The following is a 25314-nucleotide window of genomic DNA, read 5'->3' as shown; positions in this document are numbered from 1 at the left end:
TCGAAACCATGCAAGACGAAGCGACAACCATTGCGGCTCGCCATCACTTTCTCGAGACTCATCTCGTGCGAGGGGTACGCAGGGGCGAGAGCCCCACGCTCGCCTGGGCCCGCACCGGCGCACCTCACCCCGAACTGAACCGGGTGCTGTGGTTCACGCCCGGCGAGATCGAGCGGTCGCTTGAGCGCATGCACGGGGTGCCTGCGCTCTGGGCGCTCTGGCCTGGAATCGAGGGGTACGCCTTGACCGAGGCGGCCGCCCGCGATGCCGGCCTCAGCTTCATCGAGGAGGAGCCGCTCATGGTGCTGCCCCTCACCGGCTCGAACGTGGCCGAGAGCGCCGCGACCGAGCCCGTCAGGGACGAAGCGGGCGACGACGGTGTGCGCATTGAAGTGTGCCACACCGAGGCAGAACTCACCGAGTGGGCGGCGTTCTGGGCTGCCGAAGATGCTCAACCCGATGACGTGCCGCGCATTGTCGCGGCGCTCGCGCCCTTCGCGGGTCTCGCCGGCGCCGCGAGTGAGAAGGCCGTGACCCACCTCATTGCCCGCAACGGCGACGCGGTGGTTGGCTGCGCCGCCGCCGTGGTCGTGGGAGCCTCGTCGGCGGTCGAGCACGTCATTGTCGACGCCGGGTGGCGATCGCGAGGCATCGGGTCTCGGCTGACGCGCGCCGCGATTGATGTTGCCTCGCAAGCCGGTGCCGTCGCTTGCGTGCTCACCGCATCGCCCGATGGCGAGGGCCTGTACCGCAGGCTCGGCTTCACTGACGTGTGTCGGGTGCGCAGCTACGGCCTCGCGTGATGAGGGCGCTTTTTCGTGACCGCGAATGCGGTGCCGATGCCGAGCGCTGTGAGTACCGCGATGCCCAACACGAGCCACCGCGCAGAGGCGGCATGGTCGGCGCCTCCGAGCAGGAGCAGGTTTCCCGCGAGCGCTGAGGTGAGCGTGAACGCGATGAGCTGCGTGGTGCTCACGGCGGCCGCGGCCTTTGCGCTCTCGCCCGGGTCATCGCTGCTGCTCATCGCCGCGACGGTGAGGTGCGGAAACGCGAGGCCGATGCCCGCTCCCGCGACGAGCAGCAGCACCGCCCAGACGATAACCGTGATAGTGCTGGCTCCCGCGACGAGCAGCAAGCCGTAGCCCGTGAGTCCCGCGGTGAGGAGCGCCGGTCCCGTGCGCACGAGCGCTCTCGCGGCCTCGGCGCTCACGTTGGCGCTGAAGAGCTGCCCGCCGACCCAACCGATCGATAGGGTCGCGCCGAGCATGCCCGCGACGAGCGGTGAGAGCCCGCCCAGCTGCTGCCCGAACAGCGGTATGAAATTCTCGGTCATGACCCCGGCACAGAGCGTCGCTACGGTGAGGTAGATCCACTTCAGTGAACTGCCGCGCTGGTAGGCGAGACGGGGAAGTACCCCGTGCTGGTCCTTCGAGTCGATGACGAGAAAGGCGGCGAGCAGCAGCAACCCCGCCCCGATCATCACGAGTACGAATGCACCCGACAGAATCGAGCTGAGGCTCAGCGCGGCCGCCGTGAGCGCGAGTGCGGTCATCGAGGCGATCGGAAGCGGGGCCGCGGCCTGCGCATCGGGGCGCTTCGGGGGCAGCGTCTTGAACGCGACCACGGCGAGCACGAGGGCGAGCACGGCAAGCACCCCGAACGCTGCACGCCAGGCGCCGGCCTGCGCGAAGGATCCGCCAAGCATCGGGCCGACGAGAGCCCCGACGCCAAACATGGCAGTGATGAGGCTTGTCGCGCGAATCCAGAGCTGCGCCGGCAACACCGAGCGGATCGTCGCGTAGCCAAGCCCCGTGAGCAAGCCCGCGCCGATGCCCTGGAGCGCGCGGCCCGCGATGAACAGCTCCATGGTCGGGCTGAGGGAGCCGAGCGCCGTTCCCGCAGCGAAGGCGACGTAGGCACCGATGTACGAGCGACGAGCGCCCCGTGTGCCGATGAGCCTGCTCACGAACATGGTCGCGATGACCGCGGTGATGAGGTAGCCGGTTGAGGCCCAAGCGTAGTAGCGCTCGCCGCCGATGTCGGCAACAACCGAGGGCATGAGTGCTGCGGTGAAGTAGAGGTTCATGGCGTAGAGGGCGACGCCGCTCGCCATGACGAGCACGGCCGAGCGGTATTGCCGTGAGAAGAGCGCGCGCCAACCGGTCTCGGCGGTTTCGGTCAGCGGTGTTGGGGCGGTTTCTGGGGCGGGGGAATCTGGGTAATGGTGACTCATGAGGTCAACGGTAAAACTTAAAGTGCACTTTAAGTCAAGGGTGCTTATTATTGAGAGACCACCCCGGCCCCGAGCGAGAATGAGGTGCGTGATGCAGTACACGCCGACAGAGCTGCTCACCATCGGTGAGGTCGCAGAGCGCGCAGGTATCGCGACGAGCGCCGTGCGCTTTTACGAAGAGCGAGGGCTCATCACCTCGGTACGCACCGCAGGCAACCAGCGACGCTACCCGCGCCATGTCTTGCGGCGCATCGGCATCATCAGCGCGGCGCGACGCTTTGGCATTCCGTTGTCTGAAGTCGCCGAAGTGTTCGAGTCACTGCCCGAAGATCGCATGCCGGGCAAGAACGACTGGCGGCGCATTTCGCAACAGTGGCACGATCGCCTCGAAGCCCGCCGCAAGGAGCTCGAGCTGCTCGAAGCGGAACTTATCGGGTGTATCGGCTGCGGGTGCCTATCGCTCAACACCTGCCGGGTGCTGAACCCCGGCGATACGCTCGCTCAAGAGGGGCCCGGAGCGCGCAGGCTGCAGGTCGACTGACGAGGCATGGGGCCAAGAACGCGGCACGCATCGTGATCATATGGTTACCTTGGAAAGTGCCGAATTGCGGGGAGCTCGGTGGGTGCTCTCGGGTATGCTTCCAAGCAGATGTGGTTGGCGTACGCCGGTGCATGTCTCTCTTTTGGGGCCGGGAGATTCCTTGCCAAAGCGTTATTTGAAAGGCCAAACATGCGCCAGAACAGACTCATCTTTGCAACACTCGTCACTGTTGGCGCTGCGAGCCTCGTGCTGAGCGGTTGTTCGTCAAACACCGAGCCAAATCCTGAAGATCATCCCCTCAACGCATACTGGAGTGCGCTCTATACGGGCGAGGATATGACGCAGGAAGATTACGATAAGCAGCACGATGAAGAGCAGGCACTGATCGCCGAGTGCATGGCGAAGCAGGGCTTTGAATACAAGCCTGATACCAACAGCGGGACCGTCATCTTCGAAGACGACGGCGAGGAGGAAGAAGAAGACTCAGGGCCCGAATGGGGAACCCTCGAGTTTGCCAAAGAATACGGGTACGGCATTGTCGACTGGCCCGGCATGAACGACATGATGAGCCCCGCTAACGGTGATGAAGAAGAGTACTTCGACCCGAATGAGGAATACGTCATGTCGCTCAGCGAGTCAGAGCAGCAGGCTTACTATGAAGCGCTCTCTGGGCCCGGGCTCACCGACGAGCAGATGGAACTGCTCGAAGAAGGCGAAGACTTCGACTGGGATTCACTCGACCAGGGCTGCTATGGCGAAGCGCAAAAAGAAACGCAAAACAACCCAGGTATGGATATTTACGAAGATCCAGAATTCGCTGATTTGATGCAAGACCTCGAAAATCTCTACACCGACATGCAAGAGGACGAGCGCATTAAGAAGCTGAATAGCGATTGGGCTGAGTGCATGGCCAAAGAGGGACTGAGTGACTACAGTGACCGTAATCTCGCACAGGATTCTCTCCAGGAGGAGTGGAACGAGAAAGCCGAAGAGGTCAATGCGAACAACGGTGAGAACGACGAGTGGAAAGAGCCTTCACAGGAGGTCAAAGACGAGTTCCAGAAGCGCGAGATCGAGGTTGCCGTTGCCGACTTTACCTGCGCTGACAAGCTGAAGTGGGACAAGGTCAACAGCGATGTCGACATCGACCTTTCGCAGGCCTTCGTCGACAAGAACAAGGCTCAGCTTGATGCCATGGTCGCAAAGTACGGCCAGAAGAAGTAGGCCTCGGTGAGTGAAGAATCACAGCAGCCCCTGAGCAAAGACGAGAAGGCCGCGGCAAAAGCCGCGGCTCAGGAGGCGAAGGCCTCGGCCCGTGCCGAGAAGAAACGTGAGCAGTCTGAGCAGAAAGCTGCCCGAGCCGAGAAACGTGCCGAACGCAAGGCCGAGGCGGCGAAGCACCAGCCGGCAGACGCTGACGACCCTGAAGCATCGGGGGTTCCCGGCAAGAAAGCATGGGCAGGGCCAAGGCTCGTCGCGCTCATTGCCGGTGTCGCGGTGGTCTCGCTGCTCGCGGGCATTCTGGTCATGCAGTTCATCGTTTCGCCGGCTGAACTCGCCGCGAGAACCGAGGCGCCCGAGGCCGGACCCATTACGGCTCCGGTCGAGAAGCGCGCCATTGAAAACACCGTCGTGATGCGCGGCGAAGTGACCTACGCCGATCCGGTTGAGCTTGAGATCGATACTGCAGGGCTCGCTGAGCGTGCGGTTGTGACCGGGCACGTGCCCGATGAGGGCGCGATCTTCGAGAGCGGCAATATCGCCCTCGAGGTTGCCGGTCGCCCGGTGCTCGTGCTTCCCGGCGAACTGCCGGCATACCGCAACCTCAGCGTTGGCCTGCGCGGCCCCGATGTTGCTCAGCTCAAAGCGGCCCTTGCGGCGCTCGATATTTGGGCCGGCGATCAGTCAAGCGACGTGTTTGAAAACGATACCGCCTGGGGCGTTCAGGCACTCTACGAGCGGGCAGGCTACGACGCGCCAACCGGAGGCGACGAGGCGCGCGATACCCTCCGTGGTGCCGAGCGGGCAGTGCGCGACGCGAACGTCGGCGTTTCGCAGGCACAGGCCGACCTTCGTGCTGCTCGCGAAGCGCAAGAAGACGACTCGGTTGCTCTCGCACAGCTACAAACCGCGAACGAGTCCCTCGGCGACGCTCAGCGTGAGCTCGGCGAGGCACAGATCGCCGTCTTGCCGTCGCTGCCCTCGAGCGAGGTCGTCTTTGTTGCTTCGCTGCCAAGGCGTGTCGACAGCGTGTACGTGAAGCGCGGCGACGTGCTTCAAAACAACGCGATGATCGTTTCAGGCGCGACGCTCACGATTTCTGGAACCGTTGCGAAGCAAGACGCTGAGCTGCTCAAAAAAGACAGCGTTGGTTTCTTCCCGGGGCCCGATGGCGATGAGCTTGAAGCCAAGGTGACCGCAATCACCGAGCCCAAAGCCGGCAAGAAGAACGATGAGGGAGGTGGCAACGGTGGCGGCGGCGAGCAGCAAGGCTCGCAGGGCGGCGACTCGGGTGGCCGTTACACCGTCACTTTCGCGCCGGGCGAGCTCACATCAGAGCAGATCGAGGCGCTGCGCGGCACGAACGTGCGCGTACGGGTTCCGGTCGAGGCCACCGACGGCGAGGTGCTCGCGGTGCCGATCGCTGCACTGTCGGCGGGTTCAGGGGGCGACAATCGCATCGAGCTGCTCACACCGACGAAGAAAGATCCGTACGCAACCGAGATCATCGAGGTGACGGTCGGGCTTGCCGCCGACGGTTTTGTTGAGGTCAGCGCGAGCGACAAACGTATCGAACCCGGCGCCAAGATCGTGGTGGGCCGCTAGTGGAGCCAGCAACACTCGATGGCCCGCTCGTGGTGCTCGACGACATCACGCGCATTTTTCCTGGGCCCCCCGCGGTGCACGCTTTGCGCGGCGTCAACCTCACGGTTGAGCGGGGTGACTACCTCGCGATTGTCGGGCCTTCTGGTTCGGGCAAATCGACGATGCTGAACACGCTTGGCCTGCTCGACCGACCGAGCACCGGCCGGTACCTGCTCGAGGGCATTGACACGTCAACGCTCTCAGAAGACGAACGGGCCGAGCTTCGCGGCGGTCAGATCGGGTTTGTGTTTCAGTCGTTTCACTTGTTGCCACACCGCACGGTGCTCGACAACGTCATGCTTGCCACGGCGTACGCCCAAGTGCCCAAGGCTGAGCGCAAGGAGCTCGCCCTCGCCGCTCTTGAGCGGGTTGGCCTGAGCCACCGCGTGCACTTCTCACCGAGCACGCTCTCGGGAGGCGAGCGGCAACGCGTTGCCGTTGCTCGCGCCGTGAGTACATCGCCAAAGCTGCTGCTCGCCGACGAGCCCACGGGCAATCTCGATAAAGAGAATTCGCGGCGCGTCATGAGGCTTTTCGATGAGCTCGGGGCCGATGGGCTCACCATCATTATGATTACCCACGACCAGGCGGTTGCCGAGGCTGCTGGGCGTCGCGTGCGCATTAGCGACGGAGAATTGTTGGAGATCGAGTGAACGAATTACACACCGAGACAGAGGAGCCCTCGCGCCGGTCACGGCTCGCACGCTTCTCGTGGCGGCCCCGTCGTTCACGAGTGAAGACGGGCTTCACGACGCAAGACCTCGTGCATGAGGCGCTCGAGGGCGTTGCGGCACGACCCTCGAGGCTCATCATCACGCTCGTCGGCACCGTGCTCGGCATTGCCTCGCTCGTGCTGACGATCGGCCTTGCCCAAACGGCGGCGGGCCAGATCTCGCAAAAGTTTGACTCGGTCACGGCAACGCGAGTGACGGTCGAGCCGGGCAAGGCTGATGGCCCGGGGAATAAAGAACGAGTGACCCAACGGCTGCCGTGGGACGCGGTCGAGCGGGTTTCGCAGATCGCTGGTGTCGAAGACTCCACGCTCATTGCTGAGCTGCCTCAGGGCCTCAGCGTTGACGCCGTGCAAGTGCAAGACCCCGGAGCCGTCCCAGAGGCACCACCAAAGGTGATTGCCGCCTCTGCCGGCCTCTTGGACGTGGTGAGCGGATCGCTGTCGACGGGTCGCTTTTTCGACGAGGGCCACGCCGAACGCGGTGATCGCGTCGTGGTGCTCGGCAAGAAGGCCGCCGAGAAGCTCGGCATCAACCGAGTGACCGGGCAACCGGCCATCTTCATTGACGACCGTGCCTACACCGTCATTGGCATTCTCGACGAGGTGGGGGTGCGCGAAACGCTGCTCGACTCGGCCATCGTGCCGATCACGACGGCTCGGGAGCAGCTCGGCCTCGGGAAACCACAAAACCTTGACATTCGCATTCAGGTCGGTGCTGGTCCCGTCGTGGCCAAGCAAGCTCCCATCGCACTGAGCCCGAACAGCCCAGAGGGGTACAAGATCGGGGCCCCCGCGAGTATGAGCGAGCTGCAGGGCAGCATGGAGGCCGACTTCAACGTGCTCTTTATCGCGATTGGCGCGGTCGCGCTGCTGGGCGGTGGCATTGGCATCGCCAACGTCACGCTGCTCTCGGTCGCCGAGCGGCGTTCAGAGATCGGACTTCGCAGGGCGCTCGGTGCTCGCACGAAACATATTGCGCAGCAGTTCATGCTCGAGTCGCTCATCACGGGCGTTCTCGGCGGGCTCATCGGTGTCTCTGTGGGGCTCATCGGCCTGCTGATCATCTCGGTCATTCAGGAGTGGACACCGGTTGTTTCGTGGTGGGCTGCGCCCGCTGGAGTACTGGTTGGCGCTATTGTAGGTTTAGCGGCGGGCACCTACCCGGCGTTAAAGGCTGCTCGCATCGAGCCCGTCGACGCCCTGCGCGACGCTCGCTAGCAGCACTCACCAAGACAGTTTTGAGCCGGGGGAAAGCGCTTTTGCAGAAACGACGTTCGGTAGGTTGGGCTGCCCTGACCCTCATGGCGGGTACGCTGGCGCTCACCGCCTGCGCGCCCGAACTGCCGATGCCCCCGGTTCTCCCGCCAAGCGAGACCGAAGAAGTCGAGCCTGAAGAGCACCCGCTCAGCTGGTATATCGACCAGGTGTGGAACGAACAAGAGCGCGCGGCCGGCGCCGAGAGCATTATCGCTGGTTGCATGGCCTTTAACGGCTTCGACTACAAGCCTGAGGTGGCTGCAAAGAAGGCCGAACGCGATATGAGCGACGACGAGGTGCTCGAGGCCGCTGAGAAGAGCGGCTACGCGGTGACCGATGACTATGTCACCCAACTCGGTGAAAACCTGCAAGAGGTGACGGGCGCCAACGCTGAGTACTTTGAGAAGCTCAGTACAACGAAGCAGAAGGCATATCTTGATGCCCTCGACGGCACGCAAGAAAACGGTTTCGAGGGCTGCCGCAGTGAGGCGCAGCTTTTTACCATGGATCACGATCCGGCACGCATTTACCAGGATGACGATTTCCGTGACCTGGTCGCCGCACTCGGGGCGCTGCCCGAAACCATCTCAACCGACGCGCGCAGTGTCGCCCTCAACGTCGAGTGGGCCGAGTGCATGCGTGAGGAACGCCCGATTCGCAGCACCGAGCGAGCTGACGTTCCCGAAGAGATGCGTGAGAACCTGCAAGAGCTCGGTGATCCGAGCGGGGCGCAACTCGCAGAATTTCGTGAGTTAGAGATTGCGATTGCGACCGCCGACGCGACGTGCGCGAAGTCGGTCGGCTGGAGCGAGAGAATCGCCGAGGTGCGTGACGAGTACGAGACTCGCTTCGTCGAAGAGCACCTCGACGATCTCGAAGCGGTCGTTGACCGCTATGGGCTCTAGCGAATCTTGCGCACCTCAAACTGCATCTCTGGGTTGGCGTAGGCCTCCTGCGACTCGATGAGCTGCAGCTCGCGCTCGCCCGAGGCCAGGGTGTTCTCGAGAAGGGCAAACACGCTCGACACGGTCTTTGCTAGGGCGAGGGCTGCGTCATTCGTCTTCACAAAGTGAGCAGTGAAGAGGGCGGCGGTCACGTCGCCCGAGCCGTTCGCTTTCATCGGCAGGTGAGGGGTCTGTACGATCCACGCGCCCTCATCGGTCACGGCGAGCATCTCGATCGTGTTCTCGGGGCGGTCGGGTCGTGCCACACTCGTGACGAGCACGTGTTTGGGACCGAGCTCGCGCACCAGGTCGACTGAAGCGAGGGTCTCATCGAGGGTCTGCGGGTTCGTGTTCGTCAAGAAGCCGAGCTCGAACTGGTTTGGTGTGATGAGGTCGGCCTTCGGGATGACGCGATCGCGAATGAGCTCCTGCACCTCGGTCGCGACGAAGCAGCCCGACGCGGCGTTCCCGAGCACGGGATCGCAGGCGTAGATCGCTTTGGGGTTGCGCTCTTTGACGAGGGCAACCGAGTCGAGAATGGCGTCGCCGATATCGTTGCCGCCCTGGTAGCCCGAGAGCACAAACTCGACATCAGCGAGCCCGTCGCGCTCGTCGATGCCGGTGACAATTTCGCGCACGGTTTCGCCGCTCATGAGCGGGCCACGCCAAGCGCCGTAGCCGGTGTGGTTCGAGAACGCGACGGTTGCGACGGGCATGACATCGATACCGATGCGCTGCAGAGGAAACACGGCTGCCGAGTTGCCGACGTGGCCGTACGAAACTGATGATTGGATTGAGAGAGCTTTCACCTCTCGATCATTCCATATTTTCCGGGGGCGAAATAGACCAAACGGCTCAAAAGTGACGAAACCAGCGGCTTCGCTTGCCGCAAAAGGTTCCTTGGCCCTCTGAACGGTGCGGCCAGAAGAAGCACCGAATGTGGCAACATGTCTGAGCACTGCAATAATGGCTCTGTGAAAGATTCGCTCGCACAGCCAATAAGTGTTGGAGTCGTGACCGCATTGGTGGGGTTCACGAGTTCATTTGCCGTCGTGCTCGCGGGCCTCGCTGCGGTCGGGGCGACCCCGGCGCAGGCGACGCTCGGGCTCATTGCGCTCAACGTGACCCAGGGGCTTGCGACAATCTGGCTGAGTTGGCGGCACAAGGCACCGCTCCTCACGGCATGGTCGACGCCGGGCGCTGCGATTCTCATCGCGACCGCAGGGGTTACCGGTGGCTGGAGCGCGGCGATCGGCGCGTTCGTCGTGGGTGGCCTGCTCGTGATACTCACGGCGGCCTGGCCCCTGCTCGGTCGGCTCATTCAGGCGATTCCTGCGAGCGTGGCCCAGGCAATGCTCGCTGGGGTGCTCATGATGATCTGCTTGGAGCCGGTCGTCGCCCTCGCCGATAACCCGCTCTGGGTTGCCCCCATTCTCGTCGTGTGGCTGGTGCTCTCACGCTTCTTGCCGCGCTGGGCTACCCCCGCGGCTTTTGGTCTCGCGCTCGTGTTCATCGCGAGTGCCGTGATCGCGGGCGGTCAGGGGTTCAGTGTGCCGGCCGTTGAACCCGTGTTGGTAATGCCAACCTTCGAGGCCTCGGCCATTATCGGTATCGCCGTGCCGCTCTATATCGTCACGATGGCCTCGCAGAACGTTCCCGGTGTCGCCATTATGAAGGCCCAGGGCTACGAGGTTCCGTGGCGCGAATCGCTGCTTGTCACGGGCATCGGCACGGTAGCGGGCGCGCCCGCCGGTGGCCACATGATTAACCTCGCAGCGATCACCGCAGCGCTGCCGTCGTCGGCAGAGGCGCACCCGAACCCTGAAAAGCGGTGGATCGCCGCCCACACTGCCGGGTACACCTACCTCGTGCTCGCGGCGCTGACCCCGGTGCTCACGGCAGCGGTTGCGGTCGCGCCAGCGGGCATCATCGAGACGGTCGCTGGTCTCGCGCTCATCGGAACCCTTGTGTCATCGCTCGCCGCAGCGTTCGCCGATCCGCAGATGCGCATTGCCACGGGCGTCACCTTTCTCGTCGCTGCGAGCCCTGTCGTGATCTTCGGTATTGGCTCGGCTTTTTGGGGCATGGTTTTCGGTCTGCTGACGTGGAGCCTTTTCAGGTACGGTGGTCGGCGTGCAGCGTGAATTTGTGAGGCCCGTCGTGAAGCCGGGCGAGATGTTTGACCGTTTTATTGGTGACGAAGACCCGGCGGTAAAAGTTGCCGCTGCCCACGATACCGCGTGGGCGCTGCTTGATCGCGTGCAGAGCATGGCCGATCCAGAACTCGTGCAACGGGTGCTGCGACTCGTCGAGGCCGAGGGCATCGACGATATTGCCCGGCTCTGGTCGAACGCGCACGAGGCTTCGTTGCCCGGCCTGTTGTGGCGGCTCTACCTGTTGCAAACGGTTGTTTCTGGCGACCCTCAGCAGGCGAGTGTCATGTTTGACCACGGCAATCTTGTCATCACGACCATTGACCCGATTGTCGCGGGCGCTCAGCTGCCGATCACCCCAGAGAGCGTGCGTGTGATGTGCGATGAGATTTTGCGGGGAGCCTTTACCGGCGACTTTGCGATTGCCTTAGAGCGGGCAGCGAGCGCGAGCGAGGTCTTTGCTGCTGGAGCGGCCGATCTCGCCGATAGCCGCGAGGCAACCGACGAGGTCCAGGCGACGAAGCTCACCCGCCAAGCGCTCCGTTTTTCAGAGATTGCTGAAGTTTTTCGGTCTGGGGCCAGGGCATGGCGCACCGGTCTAGTACACTAGAAAGCGCCGGGCCACAGTAACCCCGGGCTCCATCTTTTGCCGCTTCGAGCGGACCTTCGCCGAGAGGCGTTCTGTGGCCCGGTCTTTTCTTTTGCTTTACACTGAAAGCTATGCGACTCATGTTGACGAGCTGTGCCATTGTCGGCACAGTACTGCTTGCACTCACGGGCTGTGCCCCCGAACCAGAGCCAGAGGCTCCTCAACCGGTCGAAGAGGCACCTGCCCCTGAGCCAGAGCCCGAACCAGAGCCGGTTGCGCAACCGGGCAAGGGGCCTGAATGCCCCACAGATCACTGCGTCTCGGTGACGGTCTCGGGCGACCTGCTCTTCCACGAGGGGCTTTGGAGTGGCTTCGCCGTGCCCACCACGGCCGAGGGGCACAACTTTGACTTCTCGTCACTCCTGGAGGGTATGAAGCCCTACCTTGACCGAGCCGACCTCAACATCTGCAACATGGAGACGCCGCTCGCTGATTTCGGTGGCCCGTACAGCGCCTTCCCGATGTTCTCGGTGCCGCCGGAGGTGGCGTTTGCGGCGGCAGACGTTGGGTACGACGTGTGTACCACCGCGACGAACCACGCCGTCGATCAGGGCACCGAGGGGCTCGTGCGAACCCTCGATACGCTCGACGCCGCTGGCATTCAACACACCGGCACGGCGCGAAGCCCTGAAGAAGACGATGAGGTGCTCATCGTTGAAGCGAACGGCGTCAAGATCGGCATCGTCGCGGCGACCTTCTCGTTGAACGGGCTCTACGCCGAACACGACTGGCAGGTTGACTACCCGCTCATGCCAGAGCTCGCGATCGAGCGGGCGCAGAAGGCCCGTGAGTTGGGCGCCGAGATCGTTATTGGTGCGCAGCACGTTGGCACCGAGTACACGAGTGAGCCGAACTGGGAGCAGGTCGATAACGCGACGGCGCTCGCCGAGAGCGGGGCCTTCGATTTCATCGTGAATCACCACTCGCATGCTCCCCAGCCATTCGATGTCATCAACGACACCCCGGTGCTGTATGGCACTGGCAACGCGATCAGTGAGTCGGCCCCAGAGGAGCGGCACCTGAACAATGAGTTCGTGTTCACCAGGGTGCAGTTCGCGCAGCAGGACGATGGCTCGTGGGCCACGAACGACATTGCCTGGGCTGCGGCAACGAATCGCCAGAACGGCGATTACCGCTGGTGCTCAGTTGCCTCTGACGCGCCTCAGGGAGTGTGTCAGGGCGAGGCCTTTGACGCTGACGTGCGCACGCGCACCGAAGTGACGATGACCCGCTTCGAAGCGCCCCTCGTGAGGGAATGGCGCATCACCGACGAGTAGCGGGGCGCCAGAGCATGAGCGCTGCGGGCTGCACGACGATGTCAACCGGGCCAACCCCGAGCACGTCGCCGTCGGCATAGACCTCGAGGTCGTCGCCACCGATGGTCATAGCGCCGTGCCGCTCGATCTGGATCTCTGGAAGGTGCTCGTGGCGTGCCGTCGCGAGCATCGGTAGCACGCTGAAGATGCGCCTCCGGGTTGCTCGTGCGACGGTGATGACGTCGAGCAAGCCGTCGTGTGGGCTTGCCTGTGGCACGAGGCGAATGCCTCCGCCAAGCATGGGGGTGTTCATGACGGTCATGAGGAGCTCGGTGGTGTCGCGTACCCGGCCGCCGCGGGTAAAACGGTATCGATCGAACGTGCCACGTAGCAGTTCGCGCACGAGGGCGACCTTGTAGCCGAGTGATCCCGCCGAAAACCGGTAAGCGTTCGCTCTTGCATTTACCCTCGCAACGAGGCCAAAGCACACGTGTGCTGCGAACCAGAGCGGCCGCTCGAGGCTCGCGTGCGCGATCGTGCCGGCGTCGACTGCGACCGGGCGGGGGAGCGATGCGATGAGCTGCTTGCTGAACACCCGTGGCGACGATGCGAAGCCGAAGGCCGAGGCAAAGTCGTTGCCGGTTCCGGCCGGAAACACCGCGAAGGGTTTTGCCCGAAACGCACTGAGCTGCACCATGCTCGCGACGAGGCCGTCGCCGCCAACGAGCACGAAGCCATCGACCCGTTCGGCGATCTCAGCGACGCGAAGCTCGCATCCTTCGCGGCTCGGGCTTTCGATCACCACGCAGTGCAGCCCAAGCGAGGTGAGCGCCGTGACTAGGGAACGACCGGCTGCACGCGCTCGGCCGCGCCCAGAGGCGGGGTTGATAACGACGCCGAGCGTGGGCGAATGAGCGGTCACGGTAGCATCGTACCCGACGTTGGCTCTGACGGCTGCATGCGTCATAGGGCCAACGGGTGCTTCGCGTTACGCCTTGATGGGGTAGGTCTCGACCGAGACGATGCCCTGCTCAGAGGGCGACTTGCTGATGTGAAACACCGAGAACGCGGCAGGCGGCAGCTCGGTTGCCTCGGTGAGGTAGCGGCCTGGTCGTGTTCGATTCACCGCGGCGATCTCGCGCGCGAGGTCGGGAAGCACGGGGCGGTGTGAGCAGATGATGGCGTTCGTCTCATCGGCGAGCACCTCGTTCACGAGCTCACGGAGCCCCGAAACGTCGCCCTCATCCCAGGTATCCTGGCTCACTTCAGGGGCCAGACGAGGGGTGATCTCGAGCAGCTTGGCCACCGGATCCACCGTTTCTGTGCAACGCGTCGCGGGCGACGTGACGATCGCCTCGGGGCTGAACGCGGCGAGCACCGGCGCGATCGTTTGTGCCTGCTTGACGCCTGAGGTGCGCAGCGGTCGCAGCGCGTCTTGGGTGAAGGCCTCGCCTCGTGGCTCCGCTTTGGCGTGGCGCAGAAGAATCACTCCAAAGGTGTCTTGGGCCCCGGCCACAACGAGCTGCTCGAACACGCCAAAGAGCTCTTGGTCTGCGGGGTAGGTGAGGCGGTCGCGCACCTTCTCGACGCGCACCCACTTCACGCGCTTGACCTCATCGTTCGGCTCAAACTCGTAGTCGCCGAAGTGCTCGGCGCTCACGTGGGCCGCCCAGTACTGCACGGTCTTGGCGATAGCGTCGCCGACCGTGTAGTTGATCGTGCCGAGGGTCGTTCCGAGGGCGAGGTCGAGCCCCGTCTCTTCTTCGGTCTCGCGCACGGCGGCAGCCGGGAGGCTCTCGCCCTTGTCGAGTTTGCCCTTCGGGAAGCTCCAGTCGTTGTGTTTGCGGCGCCGAATGAGCAGCACCTTGATGCCGCCCGACTTGGTGTATCGCCACGGCACGGTTCCCGCTGCGAGCACGGTCTTCTGCGGCGCGGCCTTAGCTGCGGTGCTCATTCGGTCACCTGAACCGAACGGTTGCGCCTCGCCCTCGCGAGCGTTCTGAAGTTCATGACGAGGTCTTGCACGTCGGGCAACTGCTCGCCCTCGGCGTTCTCGTTACGGCGCTTCCACGTATCGTCGCTTTGCAGGTGCCACGAAGCAACATCGTCGCTGAACGCCCAACCGAAGAGCTTGTCGATGCGGGCGATGTGGTCGGGGTCATCGAGGCGCACGAGCACCTCGATGCGGCGGTCGAGGTTGCGGTGCATGAGGTCGGCGCTGCCGATGAGCACGTCACGCTCACCGCCATCGTTCAAGAACCCGTAAATGCGTGAGTGCTCGAGGTAGCGGCCGAGTGTCGAGCGCACACGAATGTTGTCGCTGAGGCCTGCGACGCCAGCGCGGATCGAGCAGATGCCACGCACCCACACGTCGATCGGTACGCCCGCCTGGCTGGCGAGGTAGAGCGCGTCGATGACCTCTTCGTCGACCATTGAGTTCGCTTTGATGATGATGCCACTCGGGCGACCCTCGCGGGCGTTCTCGGCCTCGCGGTAGATGCGCTTGAGCAGCCCAGATCGCAGCTTGAGCGGGGCGACCAGTAGGCGCGAGTACTTCTTTTCAAGCGCGTAGCCCGAGAGCACGTTGAAGAGCTTCGTGACATCGCGGCCCACGTCGTCGGCGCTCGTGAAGAGGCCGAAGTCTTCGTACACGCGGCTCGTCTTGGGGTTGTAGTTGCCCGTGCCGATGTGGCAGTAGGTCACGAGCCTGCCGCCCTCTTCGCGAATGATCTGGATGAGCTTGCAGTGGGTCTTGAGCCCCACGAGCCCGTACACGACGTGCACGCCGGCGCGCTCCAGTTTCTTGGCCCACGTAATGTTCGCCTCTTCGTCAAAGCGAGCCTTGACCTCGACGAGCGCGAGCACCTGCTTGCCAGCCTCTGCGGCCTTGATGAGCGCCTCAACGATGGGGCTGTCGCCCGAGGTGCGGTAGAGGGTCTGCTTGATCGCGAGCACGTTCGGGTCGGCCGCGGCCTGCTCGAGAAACGCCTGCACGCTCGTCGCAAACGACTCGTACGGGTGATGCACGAGCAATTCGTTGCGGCGGATCGCGGCGAAGATATCGACCTGGTCACCCGGCGACGGCGGCTGCAGCCGGGGGTGGGTGACGGGCAGGTGCGGGCGGTACTTGAGGTCTGGGCGATCGATGCTTGAAACCGAGAAGAGCCCACTCAGGTCGAGTGGTTCGGGCAGTACGAACACCTGGTCGTCGGTGATCTCGAACTCGCGCACGAGGAGCGCGAGCGTATCGTCGTCCATGTCATCAGAGACCTCGAGGCGGATGGGCGGGCCAAAACGGCGGCGCAGCAGCTCTTTCTCGAGCGCCTGAATGAGGTTCTCGGTCTCGTCTTCTTCGATCTCGACGTCTTCGTTTCGGGTCACGCGAAACACGTGCGTGTCAACGACCTCCATGCCGGGGAAGAGCCCGCCGAGCTGCTCGTCAATGAGGTCTTCGAGCGCGATGTACCGAATGTCGTCGCTCGTCTCGCGACGGTCGACCCGCACGTACCGAGGAATCATTTGCGGCACCTTGAGGCGGGCGAACTCGATCTTGTCGGTCTTCGGGTTGCGCACCCGAATCGACATGTTGAGGGCGCGGCCGGAGATGTAGGGGAAGGGGTGAGCAGTGTCGACGGCGAGCGGCATGAGCACGGGGTAGATGCGCTGCTCGTAGTAGTCGGTCAAGACGGCCCTGTCGGCGTCGTCGAGGTCGGCCCACGAGGCGAGTCTGATGCCGGCGTTCGCGAGCCCGGGCTTCACCTCTGAGAGGTAGCAGGCCGTGTGCCGCTCCTGCAGCTCGCGGGCGCGCTCCATGATCTCGGCGAGGAGTTCGCCTGGCGCGCGGCCCGTGTTCGTTGGCACCGCGAGTCCCGTGACGATGCGACGCTTGAGGCCGGCCACTCGAACCATGAAAAACTCGTCGAGGTTCGAAGCAAAGATCGCGAGAAACTGCGCCCTCTCAAGCAACGGCACGGCGGGGTCTTCGGCAAGCTCAAGCACGCGCTGGTTGAAGGCAAGCCAACTGAGCTCGCGGTCAATGTACCTCTCGAGCGGCAGCGAGGCTGCGTCGACAACCTCGATGACTCCAGTTTCAGGAAGGTCGGTGGCTGCGGTGGCGTCGTTCGTCATGACCCCATTCTATTCAGGGCGTGCGCGAAGCCATTGTGTGCTGCGTAACGCTGTGGTGAACAGTGCATGACGGTACAGTGCCAACGCCGGTTCGTTGTCGCCCTCCACATAGAGCGTCACGCGCTCGGGCCGGTGCTCTGCCATGCGTGCCATCGTGATGCCGAGCAGCGTCGTGCCGAGCCCACGGCCCGCGGCCTCGGGGTCGACGCCGATGACATAGAGCTCGGTCTCGACCGCGCCCGAAACTGAACGGGTGGTTTTGATCCACGAGAATGCGAGTAAGGTCTCGCCCTCGTACACGAGAAAGAGGTCTTTCGGGTCAAACCACGCTTCGCACGTGGTCTGCTCGAACTCGGCGAGCGTGAGCTGCCCCTGCTCGGGGTGCGACGCGAACGCGCGCGCGTTGACCCCGATGAGGTCGCTTCCGTGCCGAGTATTTGCTGAGTCGTAGGTCTCGAGTGTGAGCCCGTCGGCCAGCGGCCTCACACTCACCTCGGCGAGTTTTTCGCCCGGAAGCTCGAGGCGCAGCAGCGTGCGAACGGGCGAGAAGCCGCGCGAGGCAAGCATGTGGCTCGCCGCCGGGTTTTCGCCGTGCGCCCAGGCGAGCACCGCCTGGCCCTCGGCGTGGCCGAGTAGTTCGTCGAGCAGGGCAGAGCCGAGCCCCCTCCCGCGAGCATCTGGGTGAACGACGAGATCAACCTCGTCTGAGCCAACGATGCCGACCGCAGTGAGGTCACCCACCTCGCGGGTGACGATCTCGCGGGCTCCAGACGCAGCTTCACGCTGTGCCTGGTCAGAGATGGCAGGAAAACCGTCGTGGGCTTCGGCAACGCGAAGCAGCTCTTTCATCGCCTCGTTCATAATTGTCAGTCTACTGACCGAGCCCTGCTCGGCTACTGTTAGAGGTATGACTGAAACCAGTGTGCCCGCGCAGGCGGTCTCTGAGACCGACCGCCATATCGCGCGAACGATCATCGCGTGGCTCTGGGCCACACTTAGCGCGGTCGCCGTTGTCGTCTGGGCCCCAGCGGGTCAGCGCTTCGAATGGCTCACCCTCGCGATCGGTGGAACGATTTTGTGTGCCTTCATGCTGCAACTCGGCACGGCCCAGCGCGATGGCTTCATCTCACGCCTGTCATACAGCATTGTCGGCGGATCAATCTTGATCGCCCTGGTCGAGCTCGTCGCATTCCTCGTCGAGTAGCGGTAGACTGGGTGTTATGGATTCATTGTTTGCGCTTGAACTCTTCTTCCTCGGCCTCCTTGGTCTTGCCTCAGTCACGATTGCCTGGGTATCGGGCACCGTGATTTACAAGCTCTTTAAGGGCCAGAAGTAGTCACTGTGATGAGCGCCCTCGGCGAACTGCCCGGTGCGGTTTGCGAGGGCGAGATGGGCGTTGCCCGGCACTATGGGCAACCCATCGCTGAAGCACGCCTTCTTGAAGAGGGCGCCGCTCTCGTCGACCTTTCGCATCGCGGGGTCGTCACGGTCACCGGCCCCGACCGGTTGAACTGGCTCGACTCGATGACGAGTCAGCTGCTGCGCGGTCTGCCGCCCGGTGAGAGCACCGAGTCTCTCTTGCTCACGGCGCAGGGCCGCGTCGAACAATATTTGCGCGTCGTTGATGACGGCGAGACCACCTGGCTGTTGCTCGACGAGGGCCGTGCCGACGATACCGTCGCTTTTCTCACGCGCATGCGCTTCGCCCTGCGCGTCGAGGTTGCCGACGTCTCTACCGAATATGCTCAGGTCGCGACCTTCGTGCCGGCGGGTTCGGCTGACAGCACTGGGCTCGCCCGTGAGTTCGTCACGCGCACCACAACTCCACTCATCACCTGGCGTGACCCCTGGGCTGAGGTGCAGCGCGGCGGCCACCAGTACGCTGCCCAGCGCGACATTGACTGGAACTTCGAGATCGCCCTCGTTGCCCGCGAACAGCTCACGGCCATCGCCGCAGCGGCCGCATCGGGAGCGGTGCGCCTCGCCGGGCTCGACGCCCTCTCGGCGCTTGAGATCGCCGCCTGGCGGGTTGGTGTTGCCGACACCGACGACCGGTCGATTCCGCACGAACTTGATTGGCTGCGCACCGCGGTGCACCTCAACAAGGGCTGCTACCGCGGCCAAGAAACCGTCGCCAAGGTGCACAACCTCGGCCACCCACCGCGCCGCGTCGTGATGCTGCACATCGATGGCAGCGACGGCGAAACCCCAGAACCTGGCGCGTTGCTCACCGTCGCGGGGCAGGAACGACCCGTTGGGCGCGTGAGTCGTTCTGCCGTGCACCACGATTGGGGAGTCATTGCCCTCGCGCTTCTGAAGCGCTCGACCCCCGCCGACGCAACGCTCGAGGTTCCGCTGCCCTCAGGCGGCACCGCCGTCTGCACGCAAGAGCTCATCGTCCCGGGTGACGCGGGCGCGACCCGCGATATCCCGAAGCTGCGCCGCCTCTAGCCGTCGAGTACCACGGCCGAACCCCGCCGAACGCGTGGTTCTTCGCTAGACTGGGGGCATGACCTACACCCTCATACTGCTGCGCCACGGGCAGAGCGAATGGAACCAAAAGAACCTCTTCACCGGCTGGGTCGATGTGCGACTCACCGAGCAGGGCAAGGGCGAGGCCGCACGCGCGGGCGAGCTGCTGCGCGAGTCTGGCCTGCTGCCCGACGTGCTGCATACCTCGGTACTCTCGCGTGCGATTCAGACCTCGAACATCGCGCTCGACACCGCTGATCGCCTGTGGGTTCCGGTTCGTCGCAGCTGGCGCCTCAACGAGCGTCACTACGGTGCGCTGCAGGGGCTTGATAAGGCTGAGACCCTCGAGAAGTATGGCGAAGAGCAGTTCATGCAGTGGCGTCGTTCGTTCGATACGCCGCCACCAGCGCTCGACGACGCGAGCGAGTGGTCACAGGCGAACGACGCCCGTTACGAGGGTATCGACGGTGAGCGCCCGCAGACCGAGTGCCTGAAAGACGTAATTGCGCGCCTCGTCCCTTACTGGGAAGACTCGATCATTCCCGACCTGCGTGACAACAAGGTGGTGCTCGTGACCGCTCACGGCAACTCGTTGCGCGCGCTCGTGAAGCACCTCGAGGGCATCAGCGATGAAGACATTGCTTCGCTGAATATCCCGACGGGCATGCCCCTCGTGTACGAGCTCGACGGGAACTTCACACCCGTGGGCGAGGGCCGGTACCTCGACCCAGAGGCCGCGGCCGCGGGAGCTGCAGCGGTTGCCGCGCAGGGCAAGCACTAACGCGCGACTCGTTCAACCTTGACGTTCTGGCTCGGCAGCTTAGGCTTCCGGGCCAGACGTGTATTCGTAGTCTGACGCCTCGACGAAGAGGCTCGCGGCGAGCTCATGGTCGAACTCGACCGTGCGGTGAAACCCAGCCGCGCACAGGCGCACCGCGGGGCCGTGTCGCTTGATGAACATCGTAGCGCCGGGCTTGAGGCCTGAGCGTTCCATCGTGGTGAGTAGCCTGGTGTCGAGCTGCACAGCCTCACCAATGTATCGCAGCACGGCAACCGACTGCGGTGAGGTTTCGAAGGTGAAGCGCAGGGCGTTGAGCAGCCCGCGGGTGCCGGGGGAGCGCGAGAAGCCGCGATCGATCTCTTCCCTCGTTGGAATGCGGTTGCCGTAGGGCGAGAACTCGGGGTTTCCGAGCTGCTCGGCCATGAGGTGAGCTACTCGGTCGCTCATCGCGTGCTCTAAGAGGCAAGCTTCCTGGTGTAAAAAGGGCCACTCGAGACCGACGACCTGTTCAAGGAAACACTCGGCCAGGCGGTGCTTGCGCATGATGCCGAGCGCTTCGCGGCGGCCATCGCCGCTGAGGTATATTTGTCGGTCGCCCGGTACCGCGACGAAGAGGCCATCACGCAGCATCTTGGTGACGGTTTGTGACACGGTCGAGGGGGCCTGATCAAGGCGCTTGCCGAGTTGCGTGCGGAGCGCTCCGACACCAATTTCTTCAAGCTCAAGAACAGCCTTGAGATACATCTCGGGTGCATTAATGAGCTCTGCCACGCCCGCCTTCTTTCAAGCTACTGGGTCGGCATTCATTCTACTCGCGGCATACTGAGACTCGGTTAGAGCTCGGCATCGGCGAGGGCGGTTCGCTCGGTTGCGAAGAGCACAATGTTGTCTGAGACGACGTTGTGCTCAGCGTCGAAGAGGCAGGTGACGAGCACGAGTTGACCCGGTGCGCTCTGCCAGACCTTCTCGAGGCTACCGAGTGCCGTGCGGGGGTGCCGTTCGGTCGAGGTGACCTCGTAGACGACGTCGCCGTTTTCAGTGGTCACGACAATCTCGTCGCCCACGAGCACCGTCGAGCGTTGCTCGGCGCGATTGACGAGCGGATCAAAGACGGCGCTCTCATTCGACGAGGTATGGCCAATGAGGTACACCGTGTTCGTGCTTCCCGCTCCCGGCAATCCGTAGTCTTCGAGCCAGAATGCCTGAGTGAATCCCGGGGGAAAGAGGTCGTGATCGCTGCCAACAGACATTGCCTCGATGGGGGCGGTGAAGCCGATCGAGGCAATGCTCAGTGCAACCGGCCGAGCAGCGTCGGGCGTAACCGCTTCGGGCGCCGGCTCGACGGTCGTGAGGCGTTCGGCACCCGTTCCTGGCGGCGGCTCGGGTGCGAACAGGCTGAGTGCACCAACCACGACGAGGCCGAGTCCGGCGGCAATCAGGAGCGCGGTGAGGCCGATCAAGATCGCCGTGAAAGGCCGCACCGCGCGCTTGCCCTGTTGTCGTGGGGCTCCCATTAGGGTTCGGGAACCGCAGGTTTGCGCAAACCGAACAGCACCACTCCGGCCGCGCCGAGGAGCAGCACGGCCGCGCCGAGGAGCATGAGCAACTCGGTCGTTGAGAGCGAGAAACCGGCGGGCGGAATGGTCGCGGGAACGATCGTCGCGGGGTCGGTGTGCTCTTCTTGCTCGGCCTCTTCGGCGACGGGCTCACCGAGTTGTAACGTGACCCATCCGACGAACTGCTCATCACTGCTCGTGAAGGCGAACTGGTACTCGCCGTCGCTCAGCGACGAGATATCGACGCGGAGTTCGCCGTCGTCGTTCACCCGAATCCAATCGACCGGGGTTTTGCTCGGGTAAACGTGCAAGAAGAACCAATCACCGGGCTTCGAGTCGGGAATCGTGATGTGTGCAATACCTTCTTCGAGTCGCATCGTGATACCACCGGCGTTCGCCTTGGTCAGGAGGTTTTCTGCCGCGACCGGAGGCTCCGGCTTCTTTTCGGGTTTCGGGGTTGCTTGGGCCGAGGGAGCGCGAAGGCTTCCAGTGGATCCACCCTTCTTCGCTGTCTGTTGTTGAGTACCCTGCTGCGGGTTGGCGAGAGGGGGCAGCTGCACTGCTCCGGGCGCATTGGCCCCGGGCTTTGGTGAGGTGGGGTTCTGGGGGGTGGTGGTCGGCACTCTCGATCCGCCGTCTCCTGGTGTCACCACGGGAGGTACGGGCACCTCGGGCTTTGGCTTTGGCTTCGGTGACGGAGTGTTGACCTTCGAAGACGCAGCCCACGTGACCGCGTTGGCAAAGACCTGCTTGCCCTGGGCAGACCAGGTTCGTGCGTCGACCGCGGCGTGTGATGCGTGTAGGGCGAGATACACGTGACGGTTGCCGGCACGCTCGTCGACGGCGATTCCAGCGCCGCGTGGTTTCTGGAACTTGGCCGAATCGCCCTGTACGAGCGTGACAGTGTCGGCGAGCACGACAGCAGTCTTGCTCTGGAGCCCATCGAACGAAGCCCAGAACGAGTCGCTTGTGGGGTGTGCATCTTGGGTAATGAGCGACCTATCGATGAGCGAGCCAGTGAAGATCGAACCCGAGTCAAAGAGGGGGTGGTCTGGCTGTTTGATGATTTGGTAGCCGATCGAGAACACCGTTTCGTCAGTTTGCGTCCTGCGCTCCTTGGGAGAGGCAAAGGTGTCATGCAAAACCGCGAGGCCGCTCGTGTCACTCGAACCGAGGTCGAGCCAAACAATACCGGTGCCCGCCTTGTCGGTCACCTCGATGGCCTTCGTGAGCTTCTCACGCGAGACCTTACCGGGGTCGTCCCAGACCACCACGTCGTAGTGGGTGAGGGTTTCGAGGGTCTCGGGAAGGGAGTCAGTGCTGTCGACGACGAGCTTCTGCGTCGCGAGAAGCTGAGCCGAGCGACCCGTGGCGTCACCGAGCACGAGCACGTGAGGAAGCGCGTTCAGCTGGAAGTCGAGCCTTGTCGGTTCATCGTGATTCGTGACGGTGATATCAGTGACCGTCTCGGTGTGCATGCCCTCGAGCGAGGCACGCAAGCGATGCATCTCGCCCACGGGAACCCCTGCGAGCGTGTAGGCTCCACGGTCATCGGTCAGGGTCTTGAGATCGTGACCGGCGAGAGCCACGGTGACGCCTGGCAAGGGTTTGCCGGTTGATGCATCGGTGACCAGGCCGGCAACACTGCCGGTGACCTTCGGCGAGAGCTGCGTTTCGAGCTCGACGAACGAGCCTTCAGCGACTGACGCTTCAACCGTTTGTTGTTCGTAGCCGAAACGGTCGACCGTGAGGGTGTACGAGCCGGGCGGCAGGTAAGAGGTCACCGTACCACTTTCGTCGGTGCTCCAGGTCTCGCCGTACTCAGCATTTTCACGCATTCCGTTGGGTTTGTGGTCGGTTGCCCAGCTCACCTGAGCGCCCGATACGGGGTCACCCGTGACGGCATCGGTGATAGTGAGCGAGAAGCCGCTCTCGCCGCGAACCAGCGCGATCGCATCGTGCAGGTTGATGATGCCATGGCCGAACCGAATATCGGGGGCGAAAACCCCCTCGGCATTCTTATCGGGGTGCCATGCGGTCTCTTCGAGCGCGGTCGCAATCTCGTCTACTGAGAGGCCGGGCTGTGCTGATCGTAGGGCAGCGACGGCGCCGGCGACGTGCGGGGTGGCCATCGACGTTCCGGTCGATTTGCCCCAACCGCCGCCGGGTACCGACGAGATAATGTCGGTACCGGGAGCCGCGACGTCGGGGCGAATGAACTCGCCAGAGGGCCACCCAAATTGCTTGACGATGCTCTCAGACCAGTGGGTCGTACCGCCGCACGAGCGCGAGTTGATGGACCGGTCTTCGGTGCTCATGCCGACCGCGAAGGCGTCATACGATGAGCTCGGGTTCGAGATGCACTCCGAGCCCTCCTTCATGTCGTTGCCACTCGCGACGGCAGGAAAAATTCCAGCGGCGCGAAGCTTCTGCAAAGCCCCGAAGAGATAGGTGTCGGTGAACTTCTTGTCGGCGTTGCCGAGCGACATGTTGATGACGTCGGCTGGACGGCCCGCTTTGTTGCCCTCGGCATCGTAGGGGTCCATGGTCCACTCGAGGGCCTTCAGGATCTTGAAGCTGCTACTTCCGTCGCTAATCGCGTTCACAGCCATGAGCTCAGCTTGTGGGGCGACGCCAATCTGCACCCCAAACTCGTTACCGCCGAGAATCGTTCCGGCGACGTGGGTTCCGTGGGTTGCGGGGTCAGCTGGTTGTTTTGCGCGCGGCTTGCCTTCGTGATCGAGGTGGATCCACCCTCCCGGGTACAGCGGGTCGCTCGGGTCATCGGTTGCGAGGCGGGGAGCGAGGTCAGGGTGGTTCGGGTCGACGCCCGTGTCAAGCACGGCGACGCGAACACCCTGGCCGTAGGCGTTGTAAAACTCCCAGGCATCGGGGGCGTTGAGGTGCTTGAGACCATAGGTGATCGGGTTGCCCTCGTTGTCGGTGTACTCACCGTCACCCGGAGTCTCGGTGACCTCGATCGGTTCTTCACTCTCGAGACCGTGCACCTCATAGTTCGGCGTGAGGTCAGCGACCCCAGGAAGCGCTGCGAGCGCGGTGATCGTGTCTTCGCTCGGCTCGGCTTCGACGAGCATGGTGGTTGCGAGCCACGAGGTGTTGAGCACCGTGACGGTGCCGTCGCGTTCGAGCTTCGCTAGGTCGCGTTCAGCTTGAGCGAAGGTGTCTTCGGCCGACTGCTGCAGGAGGGCCGCTGCCGCCTCAGGGTCGCCCGCTGCTTCTGCGGGAACCTCTTCGTCGGTAAACCGAATGAGTATTTCAGCGCGGCCGGTTTTCTCGTCGAGCCAGCTCGCCGTGTCTGGGTCGGTGACCGCTGCGGGGGAGTCTTCGCCCGCGGCAGGCCCATCGGCTTTGCCGCTTGGTTCGACAGCCTCTTTGGCTGGCGCTTCGTCGTGCGGTGCGTTGCGTGACGCTCCCGAGTCGACTTGGCCCTCTAGGTCGAGCAGATCCTGCGAGATGGTGGCCGGGCGCTCTGCAGCTTGGACAGTCTCGTCACCCGGTGACTGCGTGGGCAGCGCTGCCTGCACACCAGGGAGCGAGAGCGTAGCAGCGCCTCCGAGAAACACCGCCACCGCGACGGTTGCGCTCGCCGCCGTTTCGAAAACGCGCCGGTGGCGGGTGATGCGAAAGCTGCCTATTCGAGCCAAAATCGTTGCTCCTTCACGCTGGAAATCGGGGTGCACTCGGCCTGCGGGTGAGTGTTCATGCTTGAAGGGAGAGACTTCAA

The 25314-nt window shown here is 63.5% G+C and carries 22 protein-coding genes; 13 read left to right on the top strand and 9 right to left on the bottom strand.

The features are described from left to right. Positions 1 to 8: 8 nt before the first annotated feature. Positions 9 to 803, top strand: a complete 795-nt coding sequence (locus JSO19_RS03495; protein ID WP_270909767.1) for a GNAT family N-acetyltransferase — start codon at positions 9 to 11, stop codon at positions 801 to 803. Here JSO19_RS03495 and JSO19_RS03490 read toward each other — a convergent pair. After that, positions 788 to 2233, bottom strand: coding sequence for an MFS transporter (locus tag JSO19_RS03490; protein ID WP_270909766.1), 1446 nt, complete (start codon positions 2231 to 2233; stop codon positions 788 to 790). The two genes, JSO19_RS03495 and JSO19_RS03490, sit on opposite strands and share 16 nt — an antisense overlap. A gap of 91 nt (positions 2234 to 2324) precedes the next feature. Here JSO19_RS03490 and soxR point away from each other — a divergent pair, with 91 nt between their 5' ends. From soxR to JSO19_RS03460, 6 genes are all read left to right on the top strand, one after another. Beyond that, the gene (soxR, locus tag JSO19_RS03485; RefSeq protein ID WP_270912092.1) at positions 2325 to 2774 is read left to right on the top strand and encodes a redox-sensitive transcriptional activator SoxR; all 450 of its coding nucleotides are present in this window, start codon (positions 2325 to 2327) and stop codon (positions 2772 to 2774) included. A 189-nt stretch (positions 2775 to 2963) separates the two neighbouring features. Continuing rightward, positions 2964 to 3998: a hypothetical protein gene (locus JSO19_RS03480; protein WP_270909765.1), complete on the top strand. Its 1035-nt coding sequence runs from the start codon at positions 2964 to 2966 to the stop codon at positions 3996 to 3998. A gap of 6 nt (positions 3999 to 4004) precedes the next feature. Then, the gene (locus JSO19_RS03475) at positions 4005 to 5600 is read left to right on the top strand and encodes a hypothetical protein (protein ID WP_270909764.1); all 1596 of its coding nucleotides are present in this window, start codon (positions 4005 to 4007) and stop codon (positions 5598 to 5600) included. Continuing rightward, positions 5600 to 6292, top strand: a complete 693-nt coding sequence (locus JSO19_RS03470) for an ABC transporter ATP-binding protein (RefSeq protein WP_270909763.1) — start codon at positions 5600 to 5602, stop codon at positions 6290 to 6292. Before JSO19_RS03475 ends, JSO19_RS03470 begins: the two co-directional genes overlap by 1 nt. Next, positions 6289 to 7590: an ABC transporter permease gene (locus tag JSO19_RS03465; protein ID WP_270909762.1), complete on the top strand. Its 1302-nt coding sequence runs from the start codon at positions 6289 to 6291 to the stop codon at positions 7588 to 7590. Before JSO19_RS03470 ends, JSO19_RS03465 begins: the two co-directional genes overlap by 4 nt. An 83-nt stretch (positions 7591 to 7673) precedes the next feature. Further along, positions 7674 to 8534: a hypothetical protein gene (locus JSO19_RS03460; protein ID WP_270909761.1), complete on the top strand. Its 861-nt coding sequence runs from the start codon at positions 7674 to 7676 to the stop codon at positions 8532 to 8534. Here the strand turns inward: JSO19_RS03460 and pdxY are convergent. Then, complete coding sequence (pdxY, locus tag JSO19_RS03455) at positions 8531 to 9382, bottom strand: pyridoxal kinase PdxY (RefSeq protein ID WP_270909760.1); 852 nt, start codon at positions 9380 to 9382, stop codon at positions 8531 to 8533. The two genes, JSO19_RS03460 and pdxY, sit on opposite strands and share 4 nt — an antisense overlap. 138 nt (positions 9383 to 9520) lie before the next feature. On the opposite strand from pdxY, the gene JSO19_RS03450 reads away from it, so the two are divergent. From JSO19_RS03450 to JSO19_RS03440, 3 genes are all read left to right on the top strand, one after another. Continuing rightward, the gene (locus tag JSO19_RS03450; RefSeq protein WP_270909759.1) at positions 9521 to 10717 is read left to right on the top strand and encodes a benzoate/H(+) symporter BenE family transporter; all 1197 of its coding nucleotides are present in this window, start codon (positions 9521 to 9523) and stop codon (positions 10715 to 10717) included. Further along, positions 10707 to 11336, top strand: coding sequence for a hypothetical protein (locus tag JSO19_RS03445; RefSeq protein ID WP_270909757.1), 630 nt, complete (start codon positions 10707 to 10709; stop codon positions 11334 to 11336). Before JSO19_RS03450 ends, JSO19_RS03445 begins: the two co-directional genes overlap by 11 nt. Before the next feature lie 110 nt (positions 11337 to 11446). Further along, the gene (locus JSO19_RS03440) at positions 11447 to 12652 is read left to right on the top strand and encodes a CapA family protein (protein ID WP_270909755.1); all 1206 of its coding nucleotides are present in this window, start codon (positions 11447 to 11449) and stop codon (positions 12650 to 12652) included. Here the strand turns inward: JSO19_RS03440 and JSO19_RS03435 are convergent. The 4 genes from JSO19_RS03435 to mshD all read right to left on the bottom strand — a co-directional run bounded on the left by JSO19_RS03435 (position 12639) and on the right by mshD (position 17620). Beyond that, positions 12639 to 13553, bottom strand: coding sequence for a diacylglycerol/lipid kinase family protein (locus JSO19_RS03435; protein WP_270909753.1), 915 nt, complete (start codon positions 13551 to 13553; stop codon positions 12639 to 12641). The two genes, JSO19_RS03440 and JSO19_RS03435, sit on opposite strands and share 14 nt — an antisense overlap. A 66-nt stretch (positions 13554 to 13619) precedes the next feature. Continuing rightward, complete coding sequence (locus JSO19_RS03430) at positions 13620 to 14585, bottom strand: NUDIX hydrolase (RefSeq protein ID WP_270909752.1); 966 nt, start codon at positions 14583 to 14585, stop codon at positions 13620 to 13622. Beyond that, a complete protein-coding gene (locus tag JSO19_RS03425) occupies positions 14582 to 16759 on the bottom strand; it encodes an RNA degradosome polyphosphate kinase (protein WP_270909750.1) in 2178 nt (725 codons plus the stop codon). Before JSO19_RS03425 ends, JSO19_RS03430 begins: the two co-directional genes overlap by 4 nt. A gap of 9 nt (positions 16760 to 16768) precedes the next feature. After that, on the bottom strand, positions 16769 to 17620 hold the full coding sequence (gene mshD, locus JSO19_RS03420) for a mycothiol synthase (protein WP_270909748.1): 852 nt from the start codon (positions 17618 to 17620) through the stop codon (positions 16769 to 16771). Positions 17621 to 17666: 46 nt separating this feature from the next. Between mshD and JSO19_RS03415 the strand changes: the two genes are divergently transcribed. The 3 genes from JSO19_RS03415 to JSO19_RS03405 all read left to right on the top strand — a co-directional run bounded on the left by JSO19_RS03415 (position 17667) and on the right by JSO19_RS03405 (position 20013). Then, entirely contained in the window at positions 17667 to 17963 is a 297-nt protein-coding gene (locus JSO19_RS03415) for a hypothetical protein (RefSeq protein WP_217135428.1), read from the top strand. Between the two features lie 141 nt (positions 17964 to 18104). Beyond that, the gene (ygfZ, locus tag JSO19_RS03410; protein WP_270912091.1) at positions 18105 to 19211 is read left to right on the top strand and encodes a CAF17-like 4Fe-4S cluster assembly/insertion protein YgfZ; all 1107 of its coding nucleotides are present in this window, start codon (positions 18105 to 18107) and stop codon (positions 19209 to 19211) included. 58 nt (positions 19212 to 19269) lie between these two features. Then, positions 19270 to 20013: a phosphoglyceromutase gene (locus JSO19_RS03405; RefSeq protein WP_270909747.1), complete on the top strand. Its 744-nt coding sequence runs from the start codon at positions 19270 to 19272 to the stop codon at positions 20011 to 20013. Positions 20014 to 20052: 39 nt separating this feature from the next. Here the strand turns inward: JSO19_RS03405 and JSO19_RS03400 are convergent, their stop codons facing one another. From JSO19_RS03400 to JSO19_RS03390, 3 genes are all read right to left on the bottom strand, one after another. Continuing rightward, positions 20053 to 20784, bottom strand: a complete 732-nt coding sequence (locus JSO19_RS03400) for a metal-dependent transcriptional regulator (RefSeq protein ID WP_270909745.1) — start codon at positions 20782 to 20784, stop codon at positions 20053 to 20055. A gap of 62 nt (positions 20785 to 20846) precedes the next feature. Further along, positions 20847 to 21527 carry a class F sortase gene (locus tag JSO19_RS03395; RefSeq protein WP_270909744.1) on the bottom strand — a complete coding sequence of 227 codons (681 nt, stop codon included), beginning with the start codon at positions 21525 to 21527 and terminating at the stop codon, positions 20847 to 20849. After that, complete coding sequence (locus JSO19_RS03390) at positions 21527 to 25234, bottom strand: S8 family serine peptidase (protein WP_270909743.1); 3708 nt, start codon at positions 25232 to 25234, stop codon at positions 21527 to 21529. The genes JSO19_RS03395 and JSO19_RS03390 overlap by 1 nt, the downstream gene beginning before the upstream one ends. Between the last annotated feature and the right edge of the window lie 80 nt (positions 25235 to 25314).

Source organism: Leucobacter sp. UCMA 4100 (assembly GCF_027853335.1).
Classification (GTDB): domain Bacteria; phylum Actinomycetota; class Actinomycetes; order Actinomycetales; family Microbacteriaceae; genus Leucobacter_A.
Note: the sequence above shows the minus strand (reverse complement) of the source record. Positions and strands in the feature narration are given on the sequence as shown.